Source organism: Halomonas caseinilytica, assembly GCF_001662305.1.
GTDB lineage: Bacteria > Pseudomonadota > Gammaproteobacteria > Pseudomonadales > Halomonadaceae > Halomonas > Halomonas caseinilytica.
Map to the genome: position 1 here is coordinate 340,413 of NZ_BDEP01000016.1, position 26,306 is coordinate 366,718.

19 protein-coding genes are annotated in these 26,306 nt (G+C 58.7%); 14 read left to right on the forward strand and 5 right to left on the reverse strand.

The features are described from left to right. The first annotated feature begins 3 nt into the window (after positions 1-3). The 4 genes from A9O65_RS11565 to lpxL all read left to right on the forward strand — a co-directional run bounded on the left by A9O65_RS11565 (position 4) and on the right by lpxL (position 4,478). A complete protein-coding gene (locus tag A9O65_RS11565) occupies positions 4-1,113 on the forward strand; it encodes a peptidoglycan DD-metalloendopeptidase family protein (RefSeq protein WP_064702168.1) in 1,110 nt (369 codons plus the stop codon). A gap of 121 nt (positions 1,114-1,234) precedes the next feature. After that, positions 1,235-2,230, forward strand: a complete 996-nt coding sequence (gene rpoS, locus A9O65_RS11570) for an RNA polymerase sigma factor RpoS (RefSeq protein ID WP_064699494.1) — start codon at positions 1,235-1,237, stop codon at positions 2,228-2,230. A 204-nt stretch (positions 2,231-2,434) separates the two neighbouring features. Next, complete coding sequence (alr, locus tag A9O65_RS11575) at positions 2,435-3,535, forward strand: alanine racemase (protein WP_064699493.1); 1,101 nt, start codon at positions 2,435-2,437, stop codon at positions 3,533-3,535. A 19-nt stretch (positions 3,536-3,554) separates the two neighbouring features. Then, positions 3,555-4,478, forward strand: a complete 924-nt coding sequence (lpxL, locus tag A9O65_RS11580) for an LpxL/LpxP family Kdo(2)-lipid IV(A) lauroyl/palmitoleoyl acyltransferase (protein ID WP_064699773.1) — start codon at positions 3,555-3,557, stop codon at positions 4,476-4,478. Between the two features lie 61 nt (positions 4,479-4,539). Here the strand turns inward: lpxL and A9O65_RS11585 are convergent, their stop codons facing one another. The 4 genes from A9O65_RS11585 to A9O65_RS11600 all read right to left on the reverse strand — a co-directional run bounded on the left by A9O65_RS11585 (position 4,540) and on the right by A9O65_RS11600 (position 9,597). Beyond that, positions 4,540-5,868: a DUF2254 domain-containing protein gene (locus A9O65_RS11585; protein WP_064702169.1), complete on the reverse strand. Its 1,329-nt coding sequence runs from the start codon at positions 5,866-5,868 to the stop codon at positions 4,540-4,542. Between the two features lie 256 nt (positions 5,869-6,124). Then, positions 6,125-7,786, reverse strand: coding sequence for an energy-dependent translational throttle protein EttA (gene ettA, locus A9O65_RS11590; RefSeq protein WP_064699491.1), 1,662 nt, complete (start codon positions 7,784-7,786; stop codon positions 6,125-6,127). A gap of 156 nt (positions 7,787-7,942) precedes the next feature. Then, positions 7,943-8,128 (reverse strand): PA3496 family putative envelope integrity protein, encoded by a 186-nt coding sequence (locus A9O65_RS11595; RefSeq protein ID WP_064699490.1) that lies wholly within the window; start codon positions 8,126-8,128, stop codon positions 7,943-7,945. Between the two features lie 155 nt (positions 8,129-8,283). Further along, positions 8,284-9,597: an MFS transporter gene (locus tag A9O65_RS11600; protein WP_064702170.1), complete on the reverse strand. Its 1,314-nt coding sequence runs from the start codon at positions 9,595-9,597 to the stop codon at positions 8,284-8,286. A 54-nt stretch (positions 9,598-9,651) separates the two neighbouring features. Between A9O65_RS11600 and A9O65_RS11605 the strand changes: the two genes are divergently transcribed. Both A9O65_RS11605 and A9O65_RS11610 read left to right on the forward strand, forming a co-directional pair. After that, positions 9,652-9,921: an Rdx family protein gene (locus tag A9O65_RS11605; protein ID WP_064699488.1), complete on the forward strand. Its 270-nt coding sequence runs from the start codon at positions 9,652-9,654 to the stop codon at positions 9,919-9,921. Positions 9,922-9,963: 42 nt separating this feature from the next. Next, the gene (locus tag A9O65_RS11610) at positions 9,964-10,860 is read left to right on the forward strand and encodes a DMT family transporter (protein WP_064702171.1); all 897 of its coding nucleotides are present in this window, start codon (positions 9,964-9,966) and stop codon (positions 10,858-10,860) included. A gap of 3 nt (positions 10,861-10,863) precedes the next feature. Here the strand turns inward: A9O65_RS11610 and A9O65_RS11615 are convergent, their stop codons facing one another. Further along, the gene (locus tag A9O65_RS11615) at positions 10,864-11,550 is read right to left on the reverse strand and encodes an arylesterase (protein ID WP_064702172.1); all 687 of its coding nucleotides are present in this window, start codon (positions 11,548-11,550) and stop codon (positions 10,864-10,866) included. Here A9O65_RS11615 and A9O65_RS11620 point away from each other — a divergent pair. The 8 genes from A9O65_RS11620 (at position 11,549) to A9O65_RS11655 (ending at position 26,230) form a co-directional block, all read left to right on the forward strand. Continuing rightward, on the forward strand, positions 11,549-12,268 hold the full coding sequence (locus A9O65_RS11620; protein ID WP_064699485.1) for an ABC transporter ATP-binding protein: 720 nt from the start codon (positions 11,549-11,551) through the stop codon (positions 12,266-12,268). The two genes, A9O65_RS11615 and A9O65_RS11620, sit on opposite strands and share 2 nt — an antisense overlap. Then, a complete protein-coding gene (locus A9O65_RS11625) occupies positions 12,265-14,829 on the forward strand; it encodes an ABC transporter permease (protein WP_064702173.1) in 2,565 nt (854 codons plus the stop codon). Before A9O65_RS11620 ends, A9O65_RS11625 begins: the two co-directional genes overlap by 4 nt. Positions 14,830-14,962: 133 nt before the next feature. Further along, positions 14,963-16,366 carry a hypothetical protein gene (locus tag A9O65_RS11630; RefSeq protein ID WP_064702205.1) on the forward strand — a complete coding sequence of 468 codons (1,404 nt, stop codon included), beginning with the start codon at positions 14,963-14,965 and terminating at the stop codon, positions 16,364-16,366. Positions 16,367-16,509: 143 nt separating this feature from the next. After that, positions 16,510-17,775: a serine hydroxymethyltransferase gene (gene glyA, locus A9O65_RS11635; protein WP_064699771.1), complete on the forward strand. Its 1,266-nt coding sequence runs from the start codon at positions 16,510-16,512 to the stop codon at positions 17,773-17,775. 484 nt (positions 17,776-18,259) lie between these two features. Further along, the gene (gene wecB, locus A9O65_RS11640; protein WP_302846707.1) at positions 18,260-19,378 is read left to right on the forward strand and encodes a non-hydrolyzing UDP-N-acetylglucosamine 2-epimerase; all 1,119 of its coding nucleotides are present in this window, start codon (positions 18,260-18,262) and stop codon (positions 19,376-19,378) included. A gap of 43 nt (positions 19,379-19,421) precedes the next feature. Then, complete coding sequence (gene wecC / locus A9O65_RS11645) at positions 19,422-20,705, forward strand: UDP-N-acetyl-D-mannosamine dehydrogenase (protein WP_064702175.1); 1,284 nt, start codon at positions 19,422-19,424, stop codon at positions 20,703-20,705. A gap of 910 nt (positions 20,706-21,615) precedes the next feature. Beyond that, a complete protein-coding gene (locus A9O65_RS17005) occupies positions 21,616-24,504 on the forward strand; it encodes a glycosyltransferase (RefSeq protein ID WP_175473439.1) in 2,889 nt (962 codons plus the stop codon). Then, positions 24,497-26,230 carry a hypothetical protein gene (locus A9O65_RS11655; RefSeq protein ID WP_064702177.1) on the forward strand — a complete coding sequence of 578 codons (1,734 nt, stop codon included), beginning with the start codon at positions 24,497-24,499 and terminating at the stop codon, positions 26,228-26,230. The genes A9O65_RS17005 and A9O65_RS11655 overlap by 8 nt, the downstream gene beginning before the upstream one ends. The last annotated feature ends 76 nt before the right edge of the window (positions 26,231-26,306 follow it).

Here is a 26,306-nt window from a genome sequence, read left to right on the forward strand (position 1 = left end):
CCAATGCATAAGGGGCTGCTGATCTCGGGGCTTGCGCTGGTACTGGCCGGTTGCGCCACCTCGCAGAGCGAGGCGCCGCCGGTACAGGTCGAGGACCTGTCGACCGGCCGGGCGGCATCCGTACCCGCCGAGTATACCGTCAAGTCCGGTGACACCCTGTACGGGATCGCCTGGCGACACGACATGGATTATCGTGACCTGGCCGAGATGAACAACATCGCGCCGCCCTACAATATTCAGCCCGGTCAGCGGCTGGTGCTGGGTGGCGACGATGGCTCGGCTCGCCAGGCGTCGACCGGAGCCGATAGCGGCACCGGACGCGACGGTGGCGAAGGCGCCGTCGCCACTGGCGTGGCGGCGGCCGGTGCCGTGGCCAGTGGCACCCAGAGCGGTGGTTCGAGTGGCGACGAGGATGGCTCGCTGGACTGGTTGCTGCCCGAGGATGCTGCTGCCGACGGCGCGTCGAGTGATGAGGCGAGCGCCGGTGTGCCCGGCCCGGTCTACGAGGATGAAGATAAGCCCGCCTCCGCCGAGGAAGAAGCGGCAGCCGACGAGTCGGATGACAGCGACGCGGCCGATGAGGAACGCGAGAGCAACGACGACGGCGAGACCGCCGAGGCGTCGGCCGACGAGGACGCCGGTTCATCATCGACCGAGACCGCCGATGCCTCTGAGGCGCAGGAATCCTCGGCTGCACAGGATACGCAGGACGAAGGGCCGCGACGCTACACGCCGGTGGACGACGTTCCCTGGCAATGGCCGACCGACGGTAGTGTCGTGGGGGGCTATGGAGAAGGCGACAGCATCACTGCCGGCATTGATATCGGTGGTCAAAAGGGGCAACCTATCAAGGCAGCCGGGCCTGGCATCGTGGTGTATGCCGGCAGTGGGGTACGCGGCTATGGCAAGCTGATCCTGCTCAAGCACAACGATCAGTACCTGAGTGCCTATGCCCACAACGACACCCTGCGCGTGAAGGAGAATGACGTGGTCCGGGCCGGCGAAGTGATCGCCACCATGGGCGACAGCGATGCCCAGGATGTCAGGCTGCATTTCGAGGTTCGCAAGGATGGCCAGCCTCAGGATCCCCTGGAGTATCTGCCCGCACGTTGAATGGCGTGTCCAACGAGCCTCTCCCGAGTCACTGTCGGAACGTCATACAATAATAACCTCGGGCATTGATCGTGATCAGCATGACGAACGATGTCCAGCCGCAACCATGGGGTAGCAATCGATGAGCATGCTTGAACGGGACCTTCAGGATGTGAATCTGGAGTCGGCCGCGGAGGCGGACGACGACGCCGTCGAGACCGTCGAGATCGAGGCCGGCGCGGTCGATGACAGTAGTGACGAAGCCTTCGAGAAGGCGCTCAGCCGCGAGGATCGTCATCACCACCACAGCCTGGACGCCACGCAGATCTACCTCAACGAGATCGGTTTCTCGCCGTTGCTGACGCCCGAGGAGGAAGTCCACTATGGGCGTCTTGCTCGCCAGGGCGATCCGCAGGGGCGTTCGCGAATGATCGAGTCCAACCTGCGACTGGTGGTCAAGATCGCGCGACGCTATCTCAACCGGGGGCTGACCCTGCTCGACCTGATAGAGGAAGGCAACCTGGGGTTGATCCGCGCCGTCGAGAAGTTCGATCCCGAGCGTGGTTTCCGCTTTTCCACCTATGCCACCTGGTGGATTCGCCAGACCATCGAGCGGGCGCTGATGAATCAGACCCGCACCATTCGTCTGCCCATCCATGTGGTCAAGGAGCTCAACATCTACCTGCGGGCGGCACGGGAGCTGACCCAGAAGCTCGATCACGAGGCGACCGCCGAGGAAATTGCCGACCATCTCGACAAGCCGGTCGCGAGCGTCAAGAAGATGATGGGGCTCAACGAGCGGGTCTCGTCGGTGGATTACCCGGTGGGAAGCGAAAGCGACAAGCCGTTGATCGAGACGCTCACCGACGACAATGACCTGGGACCCGAGTCCACCCTGGTGGATGGTGACGTCAAGCAGCATGTCGACGAGTGGCTGGCCGAACTGACCGACAAGCAGCGCGAAGTGGTGGTGCGGCGTTTCGGTCTGCGCGGCCACGAAGCCTCGACCCTTGAGCAGGTGGGCGAGGAGATCGGTTTGACGCGGGAACGGGTTCGCCAGATCCAGGTCGAGGCGCTGAAGAAGCTGCGCCGCATGCTCGACAAGCAAGGCCTGGACCTGGACGCCATCTTCGAGTGACCGGCCTTGGCCGATTGCCATCGAACCAAAAGCCAGGGCATTGTCCTGGCTTTTTGGTTTTTGGGCGATAAAAAATCCAGCAAGTGATATCCAATTTAGATGAATGGACTGGATAGCTGCATGACTTTGGTGACCTATTCGATGGATGTCATGGCATTCTGAGCGGTGATCGTCGTTCAGGATTTCATCTTGCTGGAGTGACCCATGCCCCGTCCCTTGCGTGCTGACATCGACCTCGAGGCGCTATGCCACAACTATCGCCTCGCCCGAGACCTGGCGCCGGACAGCCAGTCGCTGGCGGTCCTGAAAGCCGACGCCTATGGTCATGGACTGGTCCCCTGCGCCCGCGCTCTGGAGGGGCTGGCGCCCGCCTTTGCCGTGGCGTGTCTCGAGGAGGCGGAAGCGCTGCGCGAGGGCGGCATCACCGCACCGATCGTCTTGCTGGAAGGCGTCTTCTCGGCCGAGGAGCTGGCGAAGGTGGACGCCCAGGGTCTCTGGATGGCGGTGCACAGTGACTGGCAGGTCGAGGCGCTGCTGCGTCATCGGCTTGAAAAGCCGGTCCCCACCTGGATCAAGGTCGATTCCGGCATGCACCGCCTGGGTTTCTCCCCCGAGCGCGCGATATCGGTCTGGGCGCGTCTGAGCGCCGCCCCGACACAGGCGTGTGATCTGCATCTGATGAGCCACTTCGCCACCGCCGATCATGCCGATACCGAGTATTTCCAACGCCAGATGAGCGCATTGCGCGCACTGGCCGAGAAGCTGGGCGCACCGACCTGCCTGGCCAACTCGCCGGCCACCCTGGCTCGGCCGGAGAGCCACGGGGCCTGGAATCGGCCCGGCGTCATGCTCTATGGCAGCGATCCTCTCGAGGCCTCCAACACGGCGAGCCGTCGGCTGTCACCGGTGATGACGCTGCGTTCTGAGCTCATCGCCGTGCGCGATCTCGACGAAGGGGAGCCGGTCGGCTATGGCGGGCGCTGGCGAGCACCACGCCCGTCACGCATCGGCGTGGTGGCTTGCGGCTATGGCGACGGTTACGATCGCCATGCCTGCGATGGCACGCCGGTCCTGGTCGAGGGGCGCCGCACGGCGCTTGTTGGCAAGGTCTCCATGGACATGCTGACGGTGGACCTCACCGACCTGCCCGAGGCTGAGATCGGCAGCGAGGTGGTGCTTTGGGGATGCGCCGCCAATGGCGAAGTGCTGTCGGTGGATGAGGTGGCCCGCTATTGCGATACCATCAGCTATACCCTGCTGACCGGGGTGCTGCCGAGGGTGCCCAGGCGGTATCATGGCGGCTGAATCCGAGTGTGAGAGCCCCATGTCCGAGCAAGCTTCCGCGACCCGTTTTCTTCATCCCCGTTACTGGCCGACCTGGCTGGCCATCGGTGCCATGCATGTCGGCGCCTGGTTGCCCTGGCGGCTCAAGCTCTGGGTCGGCAAGCTCATCGGGCTCGCTGCCTGGCGTTTTGCCAAGCGTCGGCGGCGTATCACCGAGACCAACATCCGCTTGTGCTTTCCCGAACTCGACGATGAGCGGCAACGTCGCCTGGTCCGGGACACCTTCATTGCCAACGGCATCGGAATTCTGGAGACGGCCACCGGCTGGTGTCGGGACCCGGAGCATCTGCGCCATCGTGTGGTCTTCGAGGGCCAGGAGCACATGGCTCGGGTGCAGGCCGAGGGCAAGGGGGCGCTGATCATCGGCATTCACTTCTCGACGCTGGATCTTGGCGGCGCCCTGCATTCCCTGTTCTTTCCCGCTGACGTGGTCTACCGACCCCATGACAATGCCCTGTTCGAGCGCTTCATGACCCGGGCGCGCAACCGCATCTTCGGCACCGCCATCGATCGCCACGACCTGCGGGGCGTGGTTCGCCGAATCAAGTCGGGGCATCATGTCTGGTATTCCCCGGATCAGGATTTCGGCCGGGAGGCCAGTGTCTTCGCGCCGTTCTTCGGTGTCGAGGCGGCGACCATCAAGCTCACCGCCAAGATCGCCCGCATGACCGGTGCGCCGGTCATGCCACTGATCTTTCATCGCAATCCCGACGATTACACCTATCGTCTGGAATACCTGCCCGCTCTGGAGGACTTCCCCTCCGGTGATGAGGTGGCCGATGCCACCCGCATCAACGCCGTCATCGAAGCCGCCATCCGCCGACATCCCGAGCAGTACCTGTGGCTGCATCGTCGTTTCAAGACACGACCCAACAAGAGTGACCCCAAGCTATATGATGTGTGAGCCACGGGCCTGCTCATGGGCAGGTCCGTGTCGCTACGTCGATCGATGGCATGCGTCGCGGTCACGGTGACCGTGCGTCCAGGCTATCTGGCAGATTCAGCCGGTGGTAGCCCCGGTTCAACCGCTGGTTGACGAACGTTCGGTCCAGCGTGTGTCGGCTGTTCGCGTCGAGGCACTCGACGACCCGGTCGGCAAACTGCTGAAGGGTGGCGAGGTATTGCGAATCGGCGGTGACCGAAAGCGATTTCAATGCCTTGAGCAGCCCCAGCAGAATGCTCTGGTCCTCCATTCCATAATGGAGAATGGGTGTCAGCAGGCGATGTAGAAGGCTGTCGAAGGATTCCAGTTGCCAGCAGACACGCACTTCACCATGGCTGTCCCGTAATCGATTGGCCATCCTCGTGTCCAGGTAATGGCTCAGCAAGTCAGTGATGCGATGGAGGCACAGGCGGGCAGTGCCGGGGTCGTTGATGCCGGGAGACAACGCCTTGATGGCAATCTCCATCAGTTGGGTCATGCCATGAGCGAAGTGCTCCCCTACGGACTCTCCTTCCAGTTGGGTCAGTGTCTCGAGAAAGGAGCTGCGCCACTTTTCATCGGGAGCCTGCTTGCCTTCAAGGCGAGCGATCGGCTGGCCCTTCAGCACATAGTCGCCAAACTGGAAGTCGAGATGTATGACCCCGCCGATACGTTCGGCCAGCTTGGCCATGGCGGGCAGGTCGGCGTTCTGGATGTATCCGGCCTCACCGGCATGCAGTGGATGACAGGGGGCTTGCAGGGGCGGCGTGATGGGCTGGTATTGCCATCGGGCTTCCTTTTCTCTGTCATGGCGCTGCTTCATCGAGGACAGGGTGTCGGTATGCAGGCTGCTGATGACGGCATCGATCTGGATCGACTGTGACACGTTGTGGATGAAGTAGACGAACAGAGCCAGACAATGCAGCACCATGACGCAGGCGGCATACACGGCAATGGAGCGCCACATAGGGTCACCGTCGATCGAGTAGGGCACGATCAGCAGCATCAGGATAAACAGGATGGTGCCGAGATAGTGGCCGAGAACCAGCTGGTGACGGCGCGCGGAGATCAATCCGAACACCAGCTTGTGGGAAAAGTTGGCTCCGGCCTGGGACAGTACCGACATGACCATCGAGAAACTGAATACCACCAACGAGATCATGCCGCCGAGCAGTGCCGTGAGCAGCGATTGCGCACCACCAGGGTCTTCGAGGCCCAGTTCCTTGATGATCGTCGGAAGAAAATCGCTGGTCACCGGCGATAGCAATGCCAGCAGCCCGAGGGCGGCATAGAACAGTGCCGCCAGTGTCGGCAGGTAGGCAATGCTACTGGCAAAGCGCTTGAACAGCATGATGGGGTGAAACAACAGCATGAGGTTCCCTCCCCGTGCGGGGTTTGGTCAGTCGTTGATAGGTAGCTTCTCTCTTATGCAGTGAGTTGTGATCAAGCGCAAGTGAACGGTTGTGACGGCACAGCAATGAATGCCAGAGGGCTGGAAGAATGGTGTGAACACGGCGACTGTCATGGCGAGGCTCTGGGGTCGGTAAGCATGAAAAAACCCCAAAGGCACGAGGCCTTGGGGTTCAATTTAAAGCTTACTGCTTAAGGCTGCCGACCGGCGAAGCCGGTCAGGCATCGATGCGCTTGTACTTCATCCGGTGCGGTGTGTCGTCTCCCACACGCTTCTTGTGGTCCGCCTCGTACTCGGTGTAGTTGCCCTCGAAGAACACCACCTGGGAATCCCCTTCGAAGGCGAGGATGTGCGTGGCGATGCGGTCGAGGAACCAGCGATCGTGGGAGATCACCAGGGCGCAGCCGGGGAAGGCCAGCAGGGCTTCCTCGAGGGCGCGAAGGGTCTCGATGTCCAGGTCGTTGGACGGCTCGTCGAGCAGCAGCACGTTGGCGCCCTGCTTGAGGGTCTGGGCGAGCTGCAGGCGACCGCGCTCGCCGCCGGAGAGGTCCGAGAGGCGCTTTTGCTGGTCGTTGCCCTTGAAGTTGAAGCGTCCCACATAGGCGCGCGACGAGACTTCATAGCCGTTGATGTTGAGAATGTCCTGGCCGTCCGAGACCGCCTCCCACACCGTCTGCTTGTTGTCCAGATCGTCGCGCAGCTGCTCGACGTAGGCGATGTCCACGGTTTCGCCCTTGACCACTTCGCCGGCATCGGGAGTTTCCGTGCCCTCGATCAGCTTGAACAGGGTCGACTTGCCCGCGCCATTGCCACCGACCAGGCCGACGATGGCGCCAGGGGGCACGGTGAAGCTCAGGTCGTCGTAGAGCAGCTTGTCGTCGAAGCGCTTGGAGACGCCGTGGAACTCGATGACCTTGTCGCCGAGACGCGGCCCCGGCGGAATGTAGATCTCGTTGGTCTCGTTGCGCTGCTGGACCTCGCCGGACTGCAGTTCCTCGAAGCGGTTGAGGCGAGCCTTGCTCTTGGCCTGGCGCCCCTTGGCGTTGGATCGCACCCACTCGAGCTCGTGCTTGATGGCCTTCTGGCGGGAGGCTTCCTGCTTGGCTTCCTGGGCGAGGCGTTTTTCCTTGGCTTCCAGCCATTGGGAATAGTTGCCCTCGAAGGGAATGCCTTCGCCGCGGTCCAGCTCCAGGATCCAGCCGGCCACGTTGTCGAGAAAGTAGCGGTCGTGGGTGATGGCCACCACGGTGCCGCTGTAGTCGTGCAGGAAGCGCTCCAGCCAGGCCACCGATTCGGCATCGAGGTGGTTGGTCGGCTCGTCCAGCAGCAGCATGTCGGGGTTGGATAGCAGCAGACGGCAAAGCGCCACGCGACGGCGCTCGCCGCCGGAGAGGTTGCCGACCCTGGCGTCCCAGGGCGGCAGGCGCAGGGCTTCGGCGGCCACTTCCAGCTTGCGTTCCAGGTTGTGGGCGTCGGCGGCCTCGATGATGTTCTCCAGGCGCGCCTGCTCGGTGGCCAGGGCATCGAAGTCGGCATCCGGCTCGGCATAGGCGGCGTAGACGGCGTCGAGCTTCTCCTGAGCCTCCTTGATGGCGCCCAGCGCTTCTTCCACGGTCTCGCGGACGTTCTTGTCGTCGTCGAGCTCGGGTTCCTGGGGCAGGTAGCCGACATTCATGTTCGGCATCGGGCGGGCCTCGCCCTCGAACTCGGTGTCGACCCCGGCCATGATGCGCAGCAGGGTCGACTTGCCCGCGCCGTTGAGGCCGAGCACGCCGATCTTGGCGCCCGGGAAGAAGGACAGGGAGATGTCCTTGAGGATCTGTTTCTTGGGGGGCACGACCTTGCCCACCCGATTCATGGTGTAGACGTATTGCGCCATGGAATCTCACTAGGGTTGGAGGTTCGGAATTGGAGCACTGGCTGGCCCTGATGATAGTGGCCGGGCAAGGGAAAGGCTAGGGAGTGGAGAGACAAACTCGTCTGAGCGTTGACTGCGCACTCTCGTGCCCGCCCCTTTCATGGCAGGGGCATGCCGTCATTCCTCTTCGTCCAGGTCCCAGTCGTCCTCGATAGCGCGTCGCAGCCGCCGTTCCTCGAGCAGATCCTCCAGGCGTCGTCGGGCGCGCAGTCGTTCGGTGCGACTGACGGGGCGTTCGGGAGTGGCGTCGGCGTCCTGATCGGGATCGTCGAAGGGGTCATCGTAAAAGGACTCGGGGCGCATGCGATCTCCTCCCATGGCCGGGCACAAGCGTTGCCATACGCCGCACCGGACCTCAAGCCGGCGCTCGGCGAGGGCACCTGCCGGCTATATAAGACGAGACGCGGTTCAGTTCAAGCCCGAGCGGCTTCTGAAGCGCAGTTTTCATGTTGTGTCGTTCATTCGACCTCGGGCAGGCCCTGGGCGCAGACGGCGGCGGCAAGCCCGGTCATGCCCAGCAAGGCCAGCAGTGGGGCGGTGCCGAACCACTGGGCCAGGGCTCCGACCACGCTGCCCACCACGAGCATCAGGACGCCGGTGAAGGTATTGGAGAGCGCCACGTAAAGCGCGCGATCCTGCTGGTCGGCCATGTCGACGATGTAGGTCTTGCGTCCCAAACGCACGCCGGCATGGACGATGACCAGCAGGGCATACACCAACGCATAGGGCCAGACACTCTGTGTCCATTCAGCCGGCCACCAGGCGAAGGCCGCTCCCAGCAGGCAGCAGGCAGTGGTGCCCAGTCCGCCATCGCGCATGACCGTGCGGCTCGAGACATCGGCACGCTTCCCCCAGATGGGGCTGGCCAGCATGCCGGCCACGCCAGAGACAAGGATCAGCACGCCCAGCCCGCCGAGCGCCGTACCACCTTGCTGCTGGCCCAGCAGGGCGACATAGGGCAGGGCCAGGGCGCTGGAAAGCAACAGGGCTCGGGAGAGATTGAAACGCAGGAAGACACGATCTTCGCGCAGCAGGCGAAAGCCGGTGCCAATGGCCTGCCAGACATTCTCCCCTCCCTCCACGGCGCCGGGCGCTTCCCGAATGCGCGCCGCGCAGAGGGCGTTGAGCGCCCAGCCGAGGGCGGCGATGGCCAGGAGCGTGGCAAGAGCCAGCTCACCGGGACGGTCGTCGAACCACAACAGGACAATGCCGGCCAGCAGTGTCACCGCACCGGCCACTCCGCCGCTCCAGCCCATCAGGGTACCGCGTTGGCGCTTGGCGATGGTCTTGCCCATCACGTCCTTGGTGGCAATGGAGGAAAGGCCGCGTGCCAGTGACAGGACTGTCAGTGCGGCGAGCACCAGGGCGCCACCGGTTCCGCCTTGCCCGAACAGCGCCAGCAGTGCCAGGCCGGCAGCGCACAGGGCCTGGAAGAGGCCGCCGATGGCCCAGGCCCATTTGCGGCGTGGATGCTGCCGGATCAGGCCGGCGACGAGCAGCTGGGGCAACAAGGCGCCGGCTTCCCGGATCGGTACCAGCAGGCCGACCATCCAGGCCGGGGAACCGATGGTGCCGAGCAGCCAAGGCAGTACCAGGCGGGCGCTGGACAGTTCGTCGGCGAGCTTGTTGCCCAAGGCGGCCAGCAGATGGAGAAACGCATTACGGGGTTGTTCTCGACAGGCCGCGTCGGGGATGTCGCGGCACATCCGGCTGTCCTCGTCGCCGGTGAGCCATTCGAAGAGTCTGGATTGGCTGATTTCGCGCTGGGCCATCGTCCTTCCTTGGCGGTAAGATGAGACGATAATTCTTGCGGCAGTCGAGGCGTCATGTCACGTATTCGCATTCACTACTGCACCCAGTGCCAATGGTTGCTGCGCAGTGCCTGGTACGCCCAGGAGCTGCTTTCCACCTTCGGCGAGGCGCTCGAGGAAGTGGCGCTGGCGCCATCTCACGGTGGCCATTTCGAGATTTTCTTCGACGAGGAGAGTCTCTGGGAACGCAAGCGCGACGGGGGATTCCCCGACAGCAAGATCCTGAAGCAGAAGGTGCGCGACCGGCTGGACCCGGAGCGCGACCTGGGGCACGTCGATCGTTAAGCGACGACAGACGAAACATTGGCTGATGGACAGGGAGAGTCTATGACATCGGATCGTCGTGCCATCCTCTACGGCCTCGGTGCCGTGGGGTTGTGGTCCACGGTGGCCACTGCCTTCAAGGTGGCGCTTGGCTATATGTCGCCGCTGACCCTGATGTGGATCGCTTCACTGGTCTCCTGGGCGGTGATCGGTGGGCTGGTGTGGCGTCGCGGTCAGTTTCCGGAGGCCCTGCGTCATGGTTGGCGCACCGCCGCCTGGGCCGGATTGATGAATCCGGTGGCCTATTATCTGGTGCTGTTTGCGGCCTATGACCGGTTGCCGGGCCAGGAGGCCATGGCGCTCAACTACACCTGGGCGTTGACCATGGCGTTTCTCGCCGTGCCGATACTCGGCCAGCGGCTCACGCGCATGGACGTGCTGGCCGGCCTGATCGCCTATTCCGGCGTCTGGGTGATCGCTACCCGGGGTCGCGTTCTCGACGTGGATTTCGCCGATCCGCTGGGCGTCGGCCTGGCGCTGGTCTCGACGCTGATCTGGGCGTTGTACTGGTTGCTCAACACCCGCGACCGGCGTTCACCACTGGTGGCGCAATGGCAGAACTTCAGCGTCGGCGTGCCGGTGCTCACCCTGATTCTGCTGATGGGCCCCGAGGTGGAGTGGGTCGGCGCTACCGGGCTTGCCGCGGGCATCTATGTAGGACTGTTCGAGATGGGCATTGCCTTCGTGTTCTGGCAACTAGCGATGCGCACGGTCTCGCGTACCGCCAGGATCTCCAACCTGATTTTCCTGTCGCCGCCGATATCGCTGGTGCTGCTGTTCTTCATCGTGGGCGAGCCGATCCTGCCCTCGACGCTGCTGGGGCTGGTGCTCATTCTCGGCGGACTCGGTCTGCAGCAACGGCAGAAGGCGCCGGTGGAACCTGCCGATGCACGGTCCTGAGGCTCACTGCGGGCGGCTGGCGAGGTCGATGCCGGAGGTTTCCAGCAGCGCGGCGAGCACCGGCCAGACGTTGTCGAGTATCTGAGGCTGGGCGGCGGCGGTGGGGTGAATGCCATCGTCCTGCATCAATCCATCCTGCAGGGCCACGTCGTCGAGCAGGAAGGGAACGAGGGGAATGTCGTAGCGCTTCGCGAGCGCCGCGAAGGTGTCGCCGAAGGCCTCGCGATAGGCCTGGCCATAATTGGGCGGAATGTCGATGCCAAGCAGGGCCACCTCGGCGCCGGATGCCTGGCTGGCCTCGATCATGGCCGCCAGGTTGGCGCGCATCTGGCTGGGAGGCAGTCCTCTCAGACCGTCGTTACCGCCCAGCTCGAGCAGAACGATGTCCGGGTCGTGCTGTCTCAGCAACTCGGGTAGCCGCGCCTTGCCTCCGGCGGTGGTTTCGCCGCTGATGCTGGCGTTGACGACCCGGGCCTTGCCCGTCAGATGATCGGCCATCAAGCTGACCCAGCCGTCCTCGCGCTCGATACCATAGGCGGCGCTCAAGCTATCGCCCATCACCAGAATCAGGGGGCGAGGTGCCGCCATCATCGGCCCCGCGACCAGGCACAGTACCAGAGCCAGCCAGACGAGCCGCAGGGGCTGCCAATGGGGGTTGCGAACTCGACCAACGGGGGAATGCTGCAGCATGTCCAACTCCTCGCACGAGAATGCCCAGGTGCCGATTCTACACGCCGAGGGCCTGACCAAGCAGGTCGTCAGCGGCGAACGGCAATTGACCATCCTGCAGGAACTGAATCTCGCGGTACTTCCGGGGGAAAGCCTGGCCATCCTCGGTCAGAGCGGAGCGGGCAAGTCGACCCTGCTGGGTCTGCTGGCCGGGCTGGACGCCCCCAGCGCCGGCCAGCTCGCGATGTTCGGCCAGTCCCTAGGCGAACTGGATGAAGACGGCCGAGCCCGACTGCGCGCCGGACGGGTCGGGTTCGTGTTCCAGAACTTCCAGCTGTTGCCGACCCTGACGGCGCTGGAGAACGTGCTCATGCCGCTGGAACTCACGGCAGTGACGGATGCTGAGTCCCGAGCTCGGCGCTGGCTGGAGCGGGTCGGCCTCGGCGAGCGGCTCGAGCATCTGCCCAAGCAGCTCTCGGGCGGCGAGCAGCAGCGCGTCGCCCTGGCTCGGGCCTTCGTCACGGGGGCTGAGCTGGTGTTCGCCGACGAGCCCACCGGCAATCTCGATCCCACGACCGGTGAGCGCATCATCGACACCCTGTTCGAGCTGAATCACGCCTCCGGGACCACCCTGGTGCTGGTGACCCACGACCATGCCCTGGCGCGGCGCTGCGATCGTTGCCTGCGTCTGGCGGAGGGGCAGCTCGTCGAGATGGCACGTGAAGAGGTCGGTGCATGAGCGGGCGACTGCTGCGTCTTTCCTGGCGCGGGCTCAAGCGCGACCTGCGCTCCGGGGATGTGCGGGCCTTGTTCGTGGCGCTGGCGTTGGCGGTGGCTGCCTCGACGATGATCGGCTTCTTCCTCGATCGCCTGGATCGGGGACTGACGCGGCAGGCGGGCCAGTTGCTGGGTGGCGATGTGGTTCTGGAGCAGTCTCGCCCCTTCGAGGCCGAACTGCGCGAGACGCTGGAGGCGGCGGGGCTGACCCTGTCCGACCAGGTCGACATGGTGTCGATGGTCAGTCGGGGCGATGCCTTTCAATCGGTCAGCCTCAAGGCGGTGGACGATGTCTATCCGCATTACGGCGCTTCGCGCGTCTCGCGGGGCGGCAAGGTCGAGGAGGTGGCCGCCGGGCCGCCGCGTGGCGAGGTGTGGATCGCGCCCCGGCTGGCCATGCTGATGGATCTACAGAGCGGTGACAGCCTGCGGGTGGGAAGCGCCACCTTTCGTGTCGGTGCGGTGATCGAGCGGGAGGCCGATCCTTCGGCCGGCTTCGGTAGCTTCAATCCGCGCCTGATGATGCATGTCGATGATCTGCCGGCCACCGGGCTGGTGCAGGAAGGCTCGCGCATCGAGTACGAGTTGCTGGCCGCAGGGCCGGCGCAGGCTGTGGAGGAGGTTGCGCCGCTGCTCGAGCGATTGCGTGGCGAGGGCGTCGAGGTGCGGGATGTGCGCCAGGACAGGCCCCGGCTGGGCAGCGCCCTGGCGCGTGCCGATCGCTACCTGAGCCTGGCAGGGCTGGCGGCGGTGCTGCTGGCCGGGGTCGCCGTGGCCATGGCGACGCGTCGCTATGTCGAGCGGCATCTGGACACCGCTGCCTTGCTGCGTTGCTTCGGTGCCAGCCAACGCGAGCTGGTGTGGATCTTCGTGCTGCAGCTCTTGTGGCTGGCCCTGGCGGCCTCGCTGCTCGGCGCCGTGCTGGGGCTGGCCGGACAGGCGGCGCTGTTGGCCCTGCTGGGGGCGGTCATGCCGATCGAGCTGCCGCCACCGGGGATCCTGCCGCTGGGCATGGGGATCTTCACCGCCCTGGCGGTGCTGATGGGCTTCGCCGGGCCGACCCTGCTGCGGCTGCGCCGCGTCAGCGCCCTGAAGGTGCTGCGCCGGGAACTCGACCCATTGCCAGCTTCGGCCTGGTGGGTCGTGACCGTGGCCGCCGGCGTGTTCGGTGGCCTGTTGTGGTTGTATTCCGGCGATGGCGTGCTGGCTCTGGGGCTGCTGGTCGGCGGGCTGGCGGCCTTGCTGGCGCTCTGGGGGCTGGGCGGTGTTCTACTGGCTTTGCTGGCCAGGCTCTGCGCGCACCTGCCACGTCAGGCGGCGCCTCATGATGGCTTGTGGCGGGCCTTGCGACTGGGCGGGCAGCAATTGGCACGGCGCCGTACCGCCAGCCTAGGCCAGCTGCTGGCCTTCGCGACGGCACTGTTTGCCATGGGCATGATCGCCTTGGTACGTGGCGATCTGCTCGATACCTGGCGCGCTCAGTTGCCCGAGGACACGCCGAACCATTTCGCCATCAACATTCAACCTGCCGAGCGCGATGCCTTCGAGGCAGCGCTGGCCGGAACCGCCGATGCCCGCAGTGCACTTTATCCCATGGTGCGTGGGCGCATTACTGCCATCGACGGACAGCCGCCACTGGAGGCAGTTCCCGAGCAGGCGCGTGGCGACAACGTCTTGCGTCGCGAGCTCAATCTGACCTGGCGTGCCGATCTGCCGACCGGCAATCGGCTGGTGGCCGGCGACTGGTTCGCGCCGTCGGCATCAACGGCAGAAGGCTGGCTGGGAGCCGTTGCCGCCGACCCTGTCGCACCGATCTCGCTGGAGAGCGGGCTGGCCGAGCGCCTGGGGCTGACGCTCGGCGATACCATGACGTTCTCGATCGGCAGCGAAACGCTGCAAGGGCGCGTCGCCAGTTTGAGAGACCTGGATTGGGACAGTTTCCGACCCAACTTCTACGTCATCTTCCCGCCGGGCGTACTGGAGGACTTCGGCCACAGTTACATCACGGCGTTTCATCTCGATGGCGGCGAGCGCGAGTTGCTGCGCAATCTGGTGCGGGATTTTCCCGCCGTGACGCTGCTCGATGTCGAGTCGATCCTGTCGCGGGTCCGCGAGGTGCTCGATCAGGTGACGAGGGCGGTGGAGCTGGTACTGGTCTTCGTCTTGCTGGCCGGTGTCAGCGTTCTCTACGCCGCCCTGGTGGCCAGCATGCCGATGCGGGCGCACGAGGCCGGGCTGCTGCGTGTGTTCGGGGCCGGCAATCGGTTGCTGTCACGTATCCAGGGGGCCGAGTTCGCCCAGCAGGGGCTGGCCAGCGGCCTGTTGGCGGCCCTGCTGGTGGAACTGGCCGCCGCCGGGATCTACGTCGCCTGGCTGGATCTGGCGCCACGCTGGCATCCTGCCCTGTGGGGCTGGTTGCCGCTGGGCGGCGTCCTGCTGGTCGGGGGAATCGGCCAGTGGCTGTCGCGGGGGCTGAGGCGTCAGGCGCCGGCGGCGAGTCTCGGCCTGCTCGGGGAGACCTGAGGTGTCGGCAAGGTGAACGCCGCATCACGCCAGCGTCGTCGAGATCATGCATACTCGGAATTCGTGGCGCCGTCTGCGGGGTATCAACGGTGACAAATCACCAAAGGAGCTGGGTGCAATGGAAAGAGGATTCATGCCGCGCAAGCGAGCTCGTGCCGTGGTATTGGGAGCATTGCTGCTGGCCTGTGCTGGACCTGCCCTGGCGGATGCCGAGAAGTTCGAGGCAGATCTGCGTGCCTTGTTCGCCGACCAGCCGGGAGAGCTGACTATCGGAGATATCTCCGAGAGCATGCTGGGCGGCGAGACCCGTACCGAGGACCTGGAGTACGTCAGTGACCGGGGCGGGCGAGTGCATGTCGATCGCTATGTCGTCGAGGGGGATTACGATGATCCCGACCGAGTGGTCCTGGAGGGCCTGAGCGTCACCGACGGCCAGGCGGGGACGATTACCGCGCGCCGGCTGGTGGTCGTCGAGCCTTCTCGCCCGGTGCTTTCGCCCCGGGGTGTGCTGGCCGATGGGCTCGAGGCCGCCGAGCTGACGGCCGAAGGGCTGGTGATCGAGCGCAGCGGTCGCACCGTGCTCGGTACGGCCGGGGAGCGCGCGCGCAGCGTCACCAATCCTCGCCTGACGGTCGAGCGCTTGCATGCCAGGGATCTTGCCCAGGATACCATCGGCAGCCTGGAGGCAACCGATATCGCCGGCAGCGGCGAGTCATTCGGCGAGATCGGCGATGGCAAGTTCACGTTGGGCATCCTGAACATCGAGGGATTGCGCGACCTGAAGAGCCAGGCCGAGGCGCGGGCCGACCGCATGGAGCTGAAGAATCTGAATATCGAGGCCCAGCGCCTGGCGGCGACGCTGGATCGCCTGCTGGTCGAGAGCGACATGTCGGATGGTGCCGGCGGCCTGTGGCTGGAATCGCTCGATCTTGATCTGGCGCGCATGATCGAGTTGGCGCCGGCCGAGAAGCGCACTCGTCTACGCATGATGAGCAATGTGCTCACCGGCGGCAGCGGTCAGCTTTCGCTCGATGCCGCCTTCGATGGGCAGTGGGAAGCGCTGGACGATACCCGGGCGATGCTGCTCGGCAAGAGCCGGGTGACCGCCGATGATGCCTTCCGCTGGACCTTCGACAGCGAGACCCCGGCCCGTCTGCCGGAAGGTGCGGATCCGGCGAGCTATTTTGCCGAGGTGGATGGTCTCGATGATGTCACCTTGCTGGGCGGCGAGGTCGAGACGACGTTGACCGATCTTGGTCTGTTCGGTCGTCTGCCGGCGGTGATCGCGACCAGCCAGAGCATGAGCGAGGATGAGTTCATGGCGCAGGCGCGTACCCAGGCCAAGGGACTCGGCAGCCTGTTCGGTCCGGAATTCGCCACACTGCTCGGTGGTCTGGTCGACATGATGGAAGGCAAGGCCAGTGAACTGGTCGTGCATTTCACCCTGCCGGAAGGCGACGAGCAGGAACTGGACGCTCTGGCCGACGACCCGCTGGTGCTGCCGAGCAAGCTGTCGATGCAAGTGCACACCCGCTGACCGCGTGGAAGGTGCCTTCAGAATTTCTCAAGCGCGCATGAGAAATGATGCGCTCAACCATGACGGCCTTTCATGTGAAAGCCGTCATGGGCTGGGGTATGATGAGCGCCTCCGATTTTCCCGTGATGCGAGGTCTTGCGCCGATGTTCAGCCGTGATATGCAGATTGCCGGTTTCGATGATGCCCTGTTCGATGCGATGCAGAAGGAGAGCGCGCGTCAGGAGGCTCACATCGAGCTGATTGCCTCCGAGAACTACGCCAGCCCCCGGGTACTCGAAGCCCAGGGCAGCCAGCTGACCAACAAGTATGCGGAAGGCTATCCTGGCAAGCGCTACTACGGTGGCTGCGAGTATGTCGATGTCGTCGAGCAACTGGCCATCGACTACGCCAAGGAACTGTTCGGCGCCAGTTACGCCAACGTCCAGCCGCACTCCGGCTCCCAGGCCAACGGTGCCGTCTTCCAGGCCCTGGTCAAGCCGGGCGATACGGTGCTCGGCATGAGCCTGGACGCCGGTGGTCACCTGACCCACGGTGCCCGCCCCAACTTCTCCGGCAAGCACTACAATGCCGTGCAGTACGGCATCGACGAGAGCGGCCGCATCGACTATGACGAAGTCGCCAGGCTGGCGCGCGAACACCAGCCGAAGATGATCATCGCCGGCTTCTCTGCCTACTCGCAGATCATCGACTGGGCCCGTTTCCGCGAGATTGCCGATGAGGTCGGCGCCTATCTGCTGGTCGACATGGCCCACATCGCCGGCCTGGTGGCCGCCGGTGTCTATCCGAGCCCGATGGCCCATGCCCATGTGGTGACCACCACCACCCACAAGACCCTGCGTGGCCCCCGCGGCGGCCTGATTCTCTCCAGCGAGAATGACCCCGAGATCGAGAAGAAGCTGCAGTCCGCTGTCTTCCCCGGCGGGCAGGGCGGTCCCCTGGAGCATGTCATTGCCGCCAAGGCGATCTGCTTCAAGGAGGCCATGGAGCCCGACTTCAAGGCCTATCAGCAGCAGGTGGTGAAGAACGCCCAGACGATGGCCAGCGTGTTCATCGAGCGCGGCTTTGATATCGTCTCTGGCGGCACCGAGGACCATCTCTTCCTGCTGTCGCTGGTCAAGCAGGGCCTGACCGGTAAGGACGCGGACGCCGCCCTGGGGCGTGCCCATATCACCGTCAACAAGAACGCCGTGCCGAACGACCCGCAGAGCCCCTTCGTGACCTCCGGGTTGCGCATTGGCACGCCGGCAGTGACCACTCGCGGCTTCGGCGAGACCGAGTGCCGCGAGCTGGCCGGCTGGATCTGCGATATCCTCGACGTCATGGTCAAGGGTGAAGACACGGCTGCCATCGAGGCCGAGGTGAAGGCCAAGGTTGAACAAGTGTGTGCTCGGCTGCCCGTATACCGGTAACAGTCTGTTAGAAAATGGTACCCTAAGACGCCCTGCTGGGCGTCTTTCTCGTTTCAGGGTGCCCATTTGCCGGGTGTGCCTCGTGGCGAACCGAAGAAGACAGGGCGCCGTACCCTGCCACCAGGCAGGGCTGCGGAACACCGGCAACCGGCGGCAACAGACAAGCTGGCACCGATGAGCGTCGGTGCTTTAAGGGTAAGAGATTCAGCCCGGAACAATCTCCGGGCGGTAGCGTGCAAACCTGTGTTAGCTCTTGGGCTGAAGACGTCGTACTCGTTCGGGTATGGAAACTCAAAAGTCGGCGTTTATCCGTTTTTGTCGCTCCAATCTGCAGCAGCTTTTCGGTTGTCAAATGGCCTTGGAAAAAGCGACGGATATCAACGGCCAGCATTGCTCAATCAATTGCGTAACCATCGAAGCTACAAGATGGTCCCATCCTTACTGAAAGTTTAGCCTCTAAGATAATATTCAACGAATTATGCCTATCAAAACCTTGTGTGTATTCGGTACGCGCCCGGAGGCGATCAAGATGTCACCGCTGGCGCTGTCATTAGCCAATGATCAGCGCTTTGATGCAAAGGTATGCGTGACTGGGCAGCATCGCGAGATGCTTGATCAAGTACTGGATCTTTTTTCTCTTGCCCCCGATTACGATCTGAATATCATGAAGCCTGGCCAGGACCTCACAGACGTGACCACGGCCATTCTGCAGGGCATGAAAAGCGTACTGAGCGAGGTAAAGCCGGATATCGTACTGGTACATGGCGATACAGCGACCACTTTCGCCACTACCTTGGCTGCCTACTACCAGCAGATTCCCGTGGGACACGTGGAAGCCGGTCTGCGCACGGGAAACATCTACAGTCCTTGGCCCGAAGAAGCCAATCGCAAGCTCACCGGAGCCTTGGCCGAGCTGCACTTCGCGCCCACTGATCGCTCTAGGCAGAACCTCCTGGAGGAGGGTGTTGTCCCGACGAAGGTGCATGTCACCGGCAACACCGTGATTGATGCGCTACTGGATGTGGTTCGTAAACTCGAGGACAGCAGTCGCTTCCAACAACAGTTTTCCACACAGTTTGATTTCCTCGACGCTGATCGCAAGTTGATCTTGGTGACAGGACACCGACGAGAGAGTTTTGGTGGCGGTTTCGAGCGTATTTGCCAAGCGCTTCATGATACAGCAGTGAGCCATCCTGACTGTCAAATCGTCTATCCGGTGCACTTGAACCCGAATGTACTAGGGCCGGTCAATCGGCTACTCTCGGACATCGACAATGTCCACTTGATTGAGCCTCTGGATTATCTGCCCTTCGTTTACTTGATGAACCGCGCCTATCTGATTCTGACTGATTCCGGCGGTATCCAAGAAGAAGCCCCGTCGCTTGGCAAACCGGTGCTGGTGATGCGAGAAACAACTGAGCGTCCGGAAGCCATACAGGCTGGCACCGTAAAGCTCGTTGGAACTGATGTTGATAAGATTGTAGGTGAGCTAGATAGCTTACTCAAGAACAAGAAATCCTATGAAGCAATGAGCTATGCCCATAATCCATATGGTGATGGGAAAGCCTGTCAGAGGATCATGGAAGTACTGGCGAATCGGTAATTTTACTCCCCATTCATTAAAATAGTTGTCGAGAACTCGGTAAATGGAATTCAATACTATTTCGGTAATTGGCTTAGGGTACATCGGTTTACCTACTGCGGCAGTCATCGCTTCACGGCGAAAACAGGTCATTGGTGTAGATGTTAGTGAGCATGTTGTCGATACGATCAACAGAGGTGAGATTCATATCGTCGAGCCCGAGCTCGATATCATAGTCCACGCTGCCGTGGAACAAGGTCTACTGAGGGCGACGACGTCCCCCGAGCCAGCGGATGCATTTCTCGTTGCTGTACCTACGCCTTTCAAGACAAACCCTGAATATACCAGCCATGAGCCGGACCTCACTTATATAAAAGCCGCGAGTGAATCTATAGCACCCGTGCTCAAGAAAGGTGACCTGGTCATTCTAGAATCGACATCGCCTGTCGGTGCCACGGAAAGTATGGCCCAATGGCTCGCCGAAGCACGACCAGACCTGACTTTTCCTCAGACTCATGGTGAGGAATCGGATATTCGTATAGCACATTGCCCAGAACGTGTGCTCCCTGGCCATGTTATTCGTGAGCTTGTGGAAAATGATCGCGTTATTGGGGGGATGACTACCAAGTGTTCTCAGGCTGCTACGGACCTCTACAAGATCTTTGTGGAAGGGGAGTGCATTACGACGACGGCTCGTACCGCTGAAATGGCAAAGCTAACCGAGAATAGCTTCAGGGACGTCAATATTGCATTTGCCAATGAGCTTTCCATTATTTGCGATAAACTGGATATCAGTGTCTGGGAATTGATCCGACTGGCCAACCGACATCCGCGTGTAAATATTCTCCAGCCCGGTCCTGGGGTGGGAGGGCATTGTATCGCTGTGGATCCATGGTTCATTGTCAGTGAGACACCAGAAGAAGCGAGACTGATTCGCACAGCCCGTGAAGTGAATGATGGGAAGCCCCAGTGGGTAGTCGACAAGGTCAATGAAACTGTCGGTAAGTACTTGAAGGAAAATCCCGACAAGACTGCCAGAGATGTGACCATTGCCTGTTTTGGGTTAGCCTTCAAACCCGATATTGATGACCTGCGTGAAAGCCCGGCGTTGAAGATTGCGGAAACCATTGTGGCGACCCACCCAGGTCAGTCGTTGATCGTGGAGCCGAATATTAAATGTTTGCCAAGTGGTACATTGGATAGCGGAAGTTTGGTTGACGAGAAAGTCGCTTTGGATACGGCTGATGTGGTGGTATTATTGGTTGACCATAAAGAATTCAAACAGGCTGCTGTTGGGAAGACTAGGCCTGATTATCTTGTCGATAGTCGAGGTGTTTGGGTGGGATAGGACGTTGAGAGGAAACTCGAAAAAAAACTATCTGGAAGGCCTGAAAGCTAGGTAAAATGTGTAAGAGCTAGTGCTTATGTTTTGTGAAATGTGAGGTTTTTATACATCTGTTGGTAAGTTTTTTTGATGGCGTTTCAGTTTTTTGATAGATTTTTATCTACATATCTCGGGGATGCGCTCATGCCTAGGGCTTGAAAGGTTTGGTTTTTAATGTTCCTCATTTCGAGAATGCGTAGGTAAGGAATGGCAAGACGTTACGAATTCTCTGATAGAATGTGGGGGATATTGTTTTGACTTATAAGCCAATGCACTATTTATTGCCTAAATGAGCATGAGATTTCTTTTGGCCTTTGCTCTGGTGTCTAATGGGGTGAAGTGGTATGACGCTTTGGAAAACGGTCTATAAGTCCGGCAATTGAAAGGTTGTACTGAGAAACTGGGCCTAGGCCGCGATGAGTTTCGTTGCCAGAACGAAATATAATTAGTCAAATCTCACAAGTTATTCCCTTTTGTTTTAATAAAGCATGTCATACCGATCCTGAAAGCATCGATTGTTTGAGTGCTTATGAAGCAGATGTCCTGAAACAGATCCTTGTTGGTTGTTCCAAAATCGCAAAAGTTTTTAAGTGAGTTACCTGGTGAGTTGTAATCGCGCTTCAGGATATCGCCAGGAAGAGGAGGGCGAGGCCTCAGGTGGGGTTAGTCAAACGATGTGCGTGTAAGAAAATATAGTCCAGCTTGAGAGCTCATAAAATAATAGGTGATGGTTTGGCCTTTACGTTATCGTGGCGATGGAATGGAAAATGATTTCGTCTCAGTCACTGCCTTTCGCAAAGAATTTTTCGGTACATTGGTAGGCCTAGTATTGAGTTTATAGGCTTGAGATTTATGTTTGGAAGAGATGTCTGGCGTGGATAAGAGTTCTTCAGTGACCAAGGGAAGCGAGATGAGTCGTGATGAATCTAGCAGAAAGTCTCTTAGGGAAGAGATTGTTGAACTGCGGGCTGAAAAAGAGTCTCTAGAAGAAGAATTGAGATCGTTGCGTTCTCATCTATCTGCGTCGGAGAATCAGATAAAAGCAATTCGAGGTTCTGTTACCTATAGGGTTGGCTCTTTAGTTGTGAATTCAAGAACACCGCGAGGCCTTGTCAGGCTTCCGTGGCGGTTGCTGAAAATTTACATGGAGTATAAGTCAAGGCAGAGCAAGAAGATCGGGCAGGAAGTGGGCGGGGAGCCTGAAAGGGAAGAAGATCTTGTTGATAACCGGCCGGTATACGATCAGCTTTGGGTGGGGTTTTACGATTCGGGAAGGAAAACCGAATCGCTTGAGGTTGACGCCTTTCAGAAGAACTTTCTCGAGAGTAAGCAGCTGAGTGCTGCGGCTGGTGAGGTTTTCGAATTTTTCCTTCCGTTTGATAGTGGGCTTCCTCCCTTTTCACTCGATGAAGAGTTCTCCATTACTGTAAATGAGCTGACGCGGAAGGGAAAGGTCCTTTGCTCTCGAGAACTTAAGTCCCCTGTCAATAGCTATCGTTCAGCCCATGCATATATAGGGAATGATTCCTTGGGCTTGTCCTTTGTCCATCATGTATCGAGCTCATCGTGTGATGGACTGAAGCTTGAATTTAGAATAAGTGATAGCGGTTCCCTTGATGAGGGCGCCAAAAAGTTCTCTGAAGTTCGATATCGAACGTTGTCTCCAGGCGTCAGCGTCATTGTTCCCAGTTATAAGGGAGAGGGAACTATTATTCGCTGCTTGAATTACTTGGCGAACCAAACGCTGGAGAGCGAAAGGTATGAAGTTATTGTGGTGCTGAATGGCTATCCAGATAGTAGCGAGAGCCTGATTGCTGATTTCATGAAGCAATACCCAGATCTGGATGTGAAGGTGTTGAAAACCGAGGTTCCCAGTGCAGGAAATGCAAGAAATCTGGGCCTCTCTTCAGCAGTCTTCGAGTATACGACATTTGTTGACGATGATGATTTCGTATCAGAGAACTACCTCGAGAGCATGTGGAGGGGTGGTTCTTACGATCACATCTCAATTGCTTCGGTGTTGGACGTGGATGCGTCTGGTGAAGTCCACGATAATGTTATAAATCAGCAGCTCGAAAATGCAAAGAATTACAAAGCATGCCGGTATGCTGATATCTCTTCTGTCTTGACCATGAATGCCTGCAAGATGCTTCCTACAAGCCTGGCATCTCAGCTCTGTTACAATTCACAACTCCGTAGTGGTGAAGATGTCTGTTATTTTACACGTTATATAACTCGCTTTTCTCCTGGTATAAACCTTTCGCCTGTTAGATCTAAAGCGACTTACTATCGCTTCCTCTCTTCTCAATCCGTGTCTCGGCAACCAGCCTCCTTTGATTTTAATGTTGAGCAACGACTAGGGGTCATACAGTCGATTGATAGGTGCCTGCCCTTTGTTGGTGATAAGGAAGGCAGGGAGTTTCTTGTGTCAAAGATTATGGCACAATCTAGTTTCATGCAAACCTATCTTGAGAATCATCGAGATGAAGTAGGGCGATATGCATCTCTTGTGCAAATGGAGCCTGTCAATTTCAGATATGATAAGCATGTTGCATCTAGTCTGAGCGAAGTCATTGTTTACTCGTACTGTTTTGCGCCATATGTTGATACAGCTGGAATTGTGATGGCCAAACGGATTCGCGAAGAGGGCGTCCCCGTAGATGTAGTGTGTAACACCATGGCAGGCGTCAGGGATGTTGATGACAGGCTTGACAGAATTACAGCAGGACTTATTGGTCGACAGATTACAATTAACGGACGACCGAGCTTCTCTAGCTGGCCTGAGATAAAGCATTTTGCAGATAATGCACAGAAGTCAGTGCTAAAGATTGAAAAATCGAGAAAGCCCTATCAGGTTATTTATAGTAGGGCGATGTGGGTCGCATCACATTTTGCAGCCGTGCTCCATAAGATTCGGGAGCCTGACGTTGTCTGGCGAGCTGAATTTTCTGATCCGATTCTCAGGGATGTGAATGGCAACGATCGAGATGTTGAGTTGGAGCTCGGTTGGCTAAAAAGTAGTGGCGTTCTTACTGCTTTGTCAAAACGAGGTATTGAGGTTCCTGAGACGAAAAACCTTTTTTTCTGGTGTGAGTTTCTAGTATATACCTTGGCGGATGAGATAATATTCACGAACGAGAACCAGCTTCAGTACATGTTGTCATATTCTGGGTTGACATCTGAAGAAATTTCATCTGTGAAGGCAAAAAGTGTAGTTCAGCATCATCCAAGCCTGCCCAAAGAGTTTTATAACATATCAAACCCCATGTATGAGCTGGATGAAGATGTTGTGAATATTGCCTACTTTGGTGGGTTTTATGCAACACGGGGGTTGTCAGAAATATTTTCGCTCCTGAGTAAGTTTAGTGGGTCTCTAGGAAGGATACATTTCCATGTGTTCACGTCGGATAGAGAGAAGGTGCTTTCTGAAGCGTTGTCGCTAGGTATTTCCAGGAATGTTTCTGTAAATAGTTATGTTGCCTTTGTCGATTTCTTGGCATTGACGAACCAGTTTGATTGTCTCCTGGTGAATGATGCCATCACTTCTGAAGTGAAGAGTATTAACCCTTACCTCCCTTCGAAGTTGAGTGATTACATGGGAAGTGAGTCAGATGTTTGGGCTGTTGTCGAAGAAGGAAGTGTTTTGCATAAGATTAGTGATTCCGATGAGTCTGGGCGCATTCTCATGTCAAGGAGTGGTGATCAGGAAAGTCATATGGATGTGATGCATAAACTTCTGGAAAGGAAGTTTGGGGATGCCTGACAGAAGCTTTTTCTATTTGACGTTAACTTTTTTGAAGTGGGTTGTTGTCCCCTATAAAAGGGTGTTGGCCATTTCCCCCTATTGCCTTGTTGGCTCTGCGGTTTCAGCCTTGGTGTCGCAAATGGCGATGGTCGTATCCTTTTTTCTCCCGCTGAAGGTGGTTTTTCTGCTTAATGCGGATGAAGTCCCTTCGTATATTGCCCATGTGTTTCCAGGAGTCACTCTTGGAGAGCTTCTGGCCATTTTGGTGGCCGTTTCCATAGGGTCATACTTTGTATTTCTCGCTGCGAATCGATATGCAGAAACTCTGTCGTCAAGGGGTGGGAATGAAGTTGTTGCATCATCCTCTAAGTTGACACTTTTTTCCGATCAGGATGAAGTTGCAAGGAGAGCCTATCATAGGTTTGGGAGCCTGTTGGCGGGGCTTTTCTTTCTTGTGGTTTCATTGTTGCTGTTTTGGTTTTTTTATCATGCATTGTTTTGGATAGTGGCGCTTTTGCTTGTTGCCTGCTTCCTTTTTGTGGCACTGGCCTTTCGGGTTAGTGATAGGGTAGTCGAGAGTTTTTCTACTTCCTTGCACTCTTCCGTTTCTCAGGTTTATGGGGTGTTGTTTCTTTTTGTATTTGGGTTGATGGTTCTTCATATCATCTATCTTGGTGAGGTGAATGTTTATCTGTCTCTTGTTGCGGTTCTTCTCGTTCGTCAGCTTTTTCAGAGGTTGACGAATTCTACCCTGGACGCTGTCCTTCTTTTTCGGCAAAAAGAGAAGATTAACGCTCTTTTTTTACGGGATCATGCGCCGGTTACCTCTCTTAATTCACGTGAAGAACCCTTTGTCGAAGTCATTGGCTCCGCGGAATCCTTCTTCTGGACGAGCACGCTTGATGATGTCATGAAAGCACATGGGGCTCTGGGTACAGGAGAAGGGGTTCCTCGAGTTGTCTTTTTGCAATCATCAATCGTTGATATTGTTCTTTTCTTGATTGTTTATGATTCCAAGAGATTTTTGCTTAAATTATATGCAGGAAGGCACCACCTGTTGTCCGTTCGGGAATGTGATCTGTTGACGGGGCATGAAGAAACCCTTCCTTCACTGGATCTTCTTTTTGTCTCAGAGGTTAGGGGGTTTAAAGCTCATTTTTATACTATCCCTGAAGGAGCAGAGGTGCCAAGCTTTGTGGAATTTAAAGAGCGTCGTGACTTGTTTAGGAGGGAAAGCTTTAGCTGCTTGCCCGATAATGAAATATTAAAAAAATATTTTCGATCTCACCTTCTGCTTCCTGATAGAGTAAAGGGGTGGTATAGCGCCTTGTCACTTAATGTTTTTTCTTCTTCCTTGGAAGGGTGGGAGGCTTCTGACTTTATTGCTCACGTTGTTGCCGTGCTTGTTGATCTTCCTCTGCATTATGTGACTCCGGATGTAACGAATGACTCGTTAGTCACTGTTGGCGATGAAGTGGTTTGCCTCCATTGGGAGCGATGGAGTATTGAGCCTGTCGGCTTTGGCCTTTCGGTACCCGAGTTGGAGGTTGGACATCTTCAGAAAGTGCTAAGCTCTTCTCGGCATAATGATATAGATTGGCATGCCGTGCGCTTGTGTGGACTGATCTCTGTGATCGAAACGCATATCAATAACCAGAAATTTAAAATGGCCAGTGACTTTGTGGTACTGGCGAGGCAGTGTCTAGAGGAAATAATGGGGAAGAAAGGATATTCCGCTAAGTGATGTTTAGGAATGGATGATGAGTTGGGGTTTTTCTGTGATTTTTTGGATATGAAATGACGCAACAAAAGGTGATGGC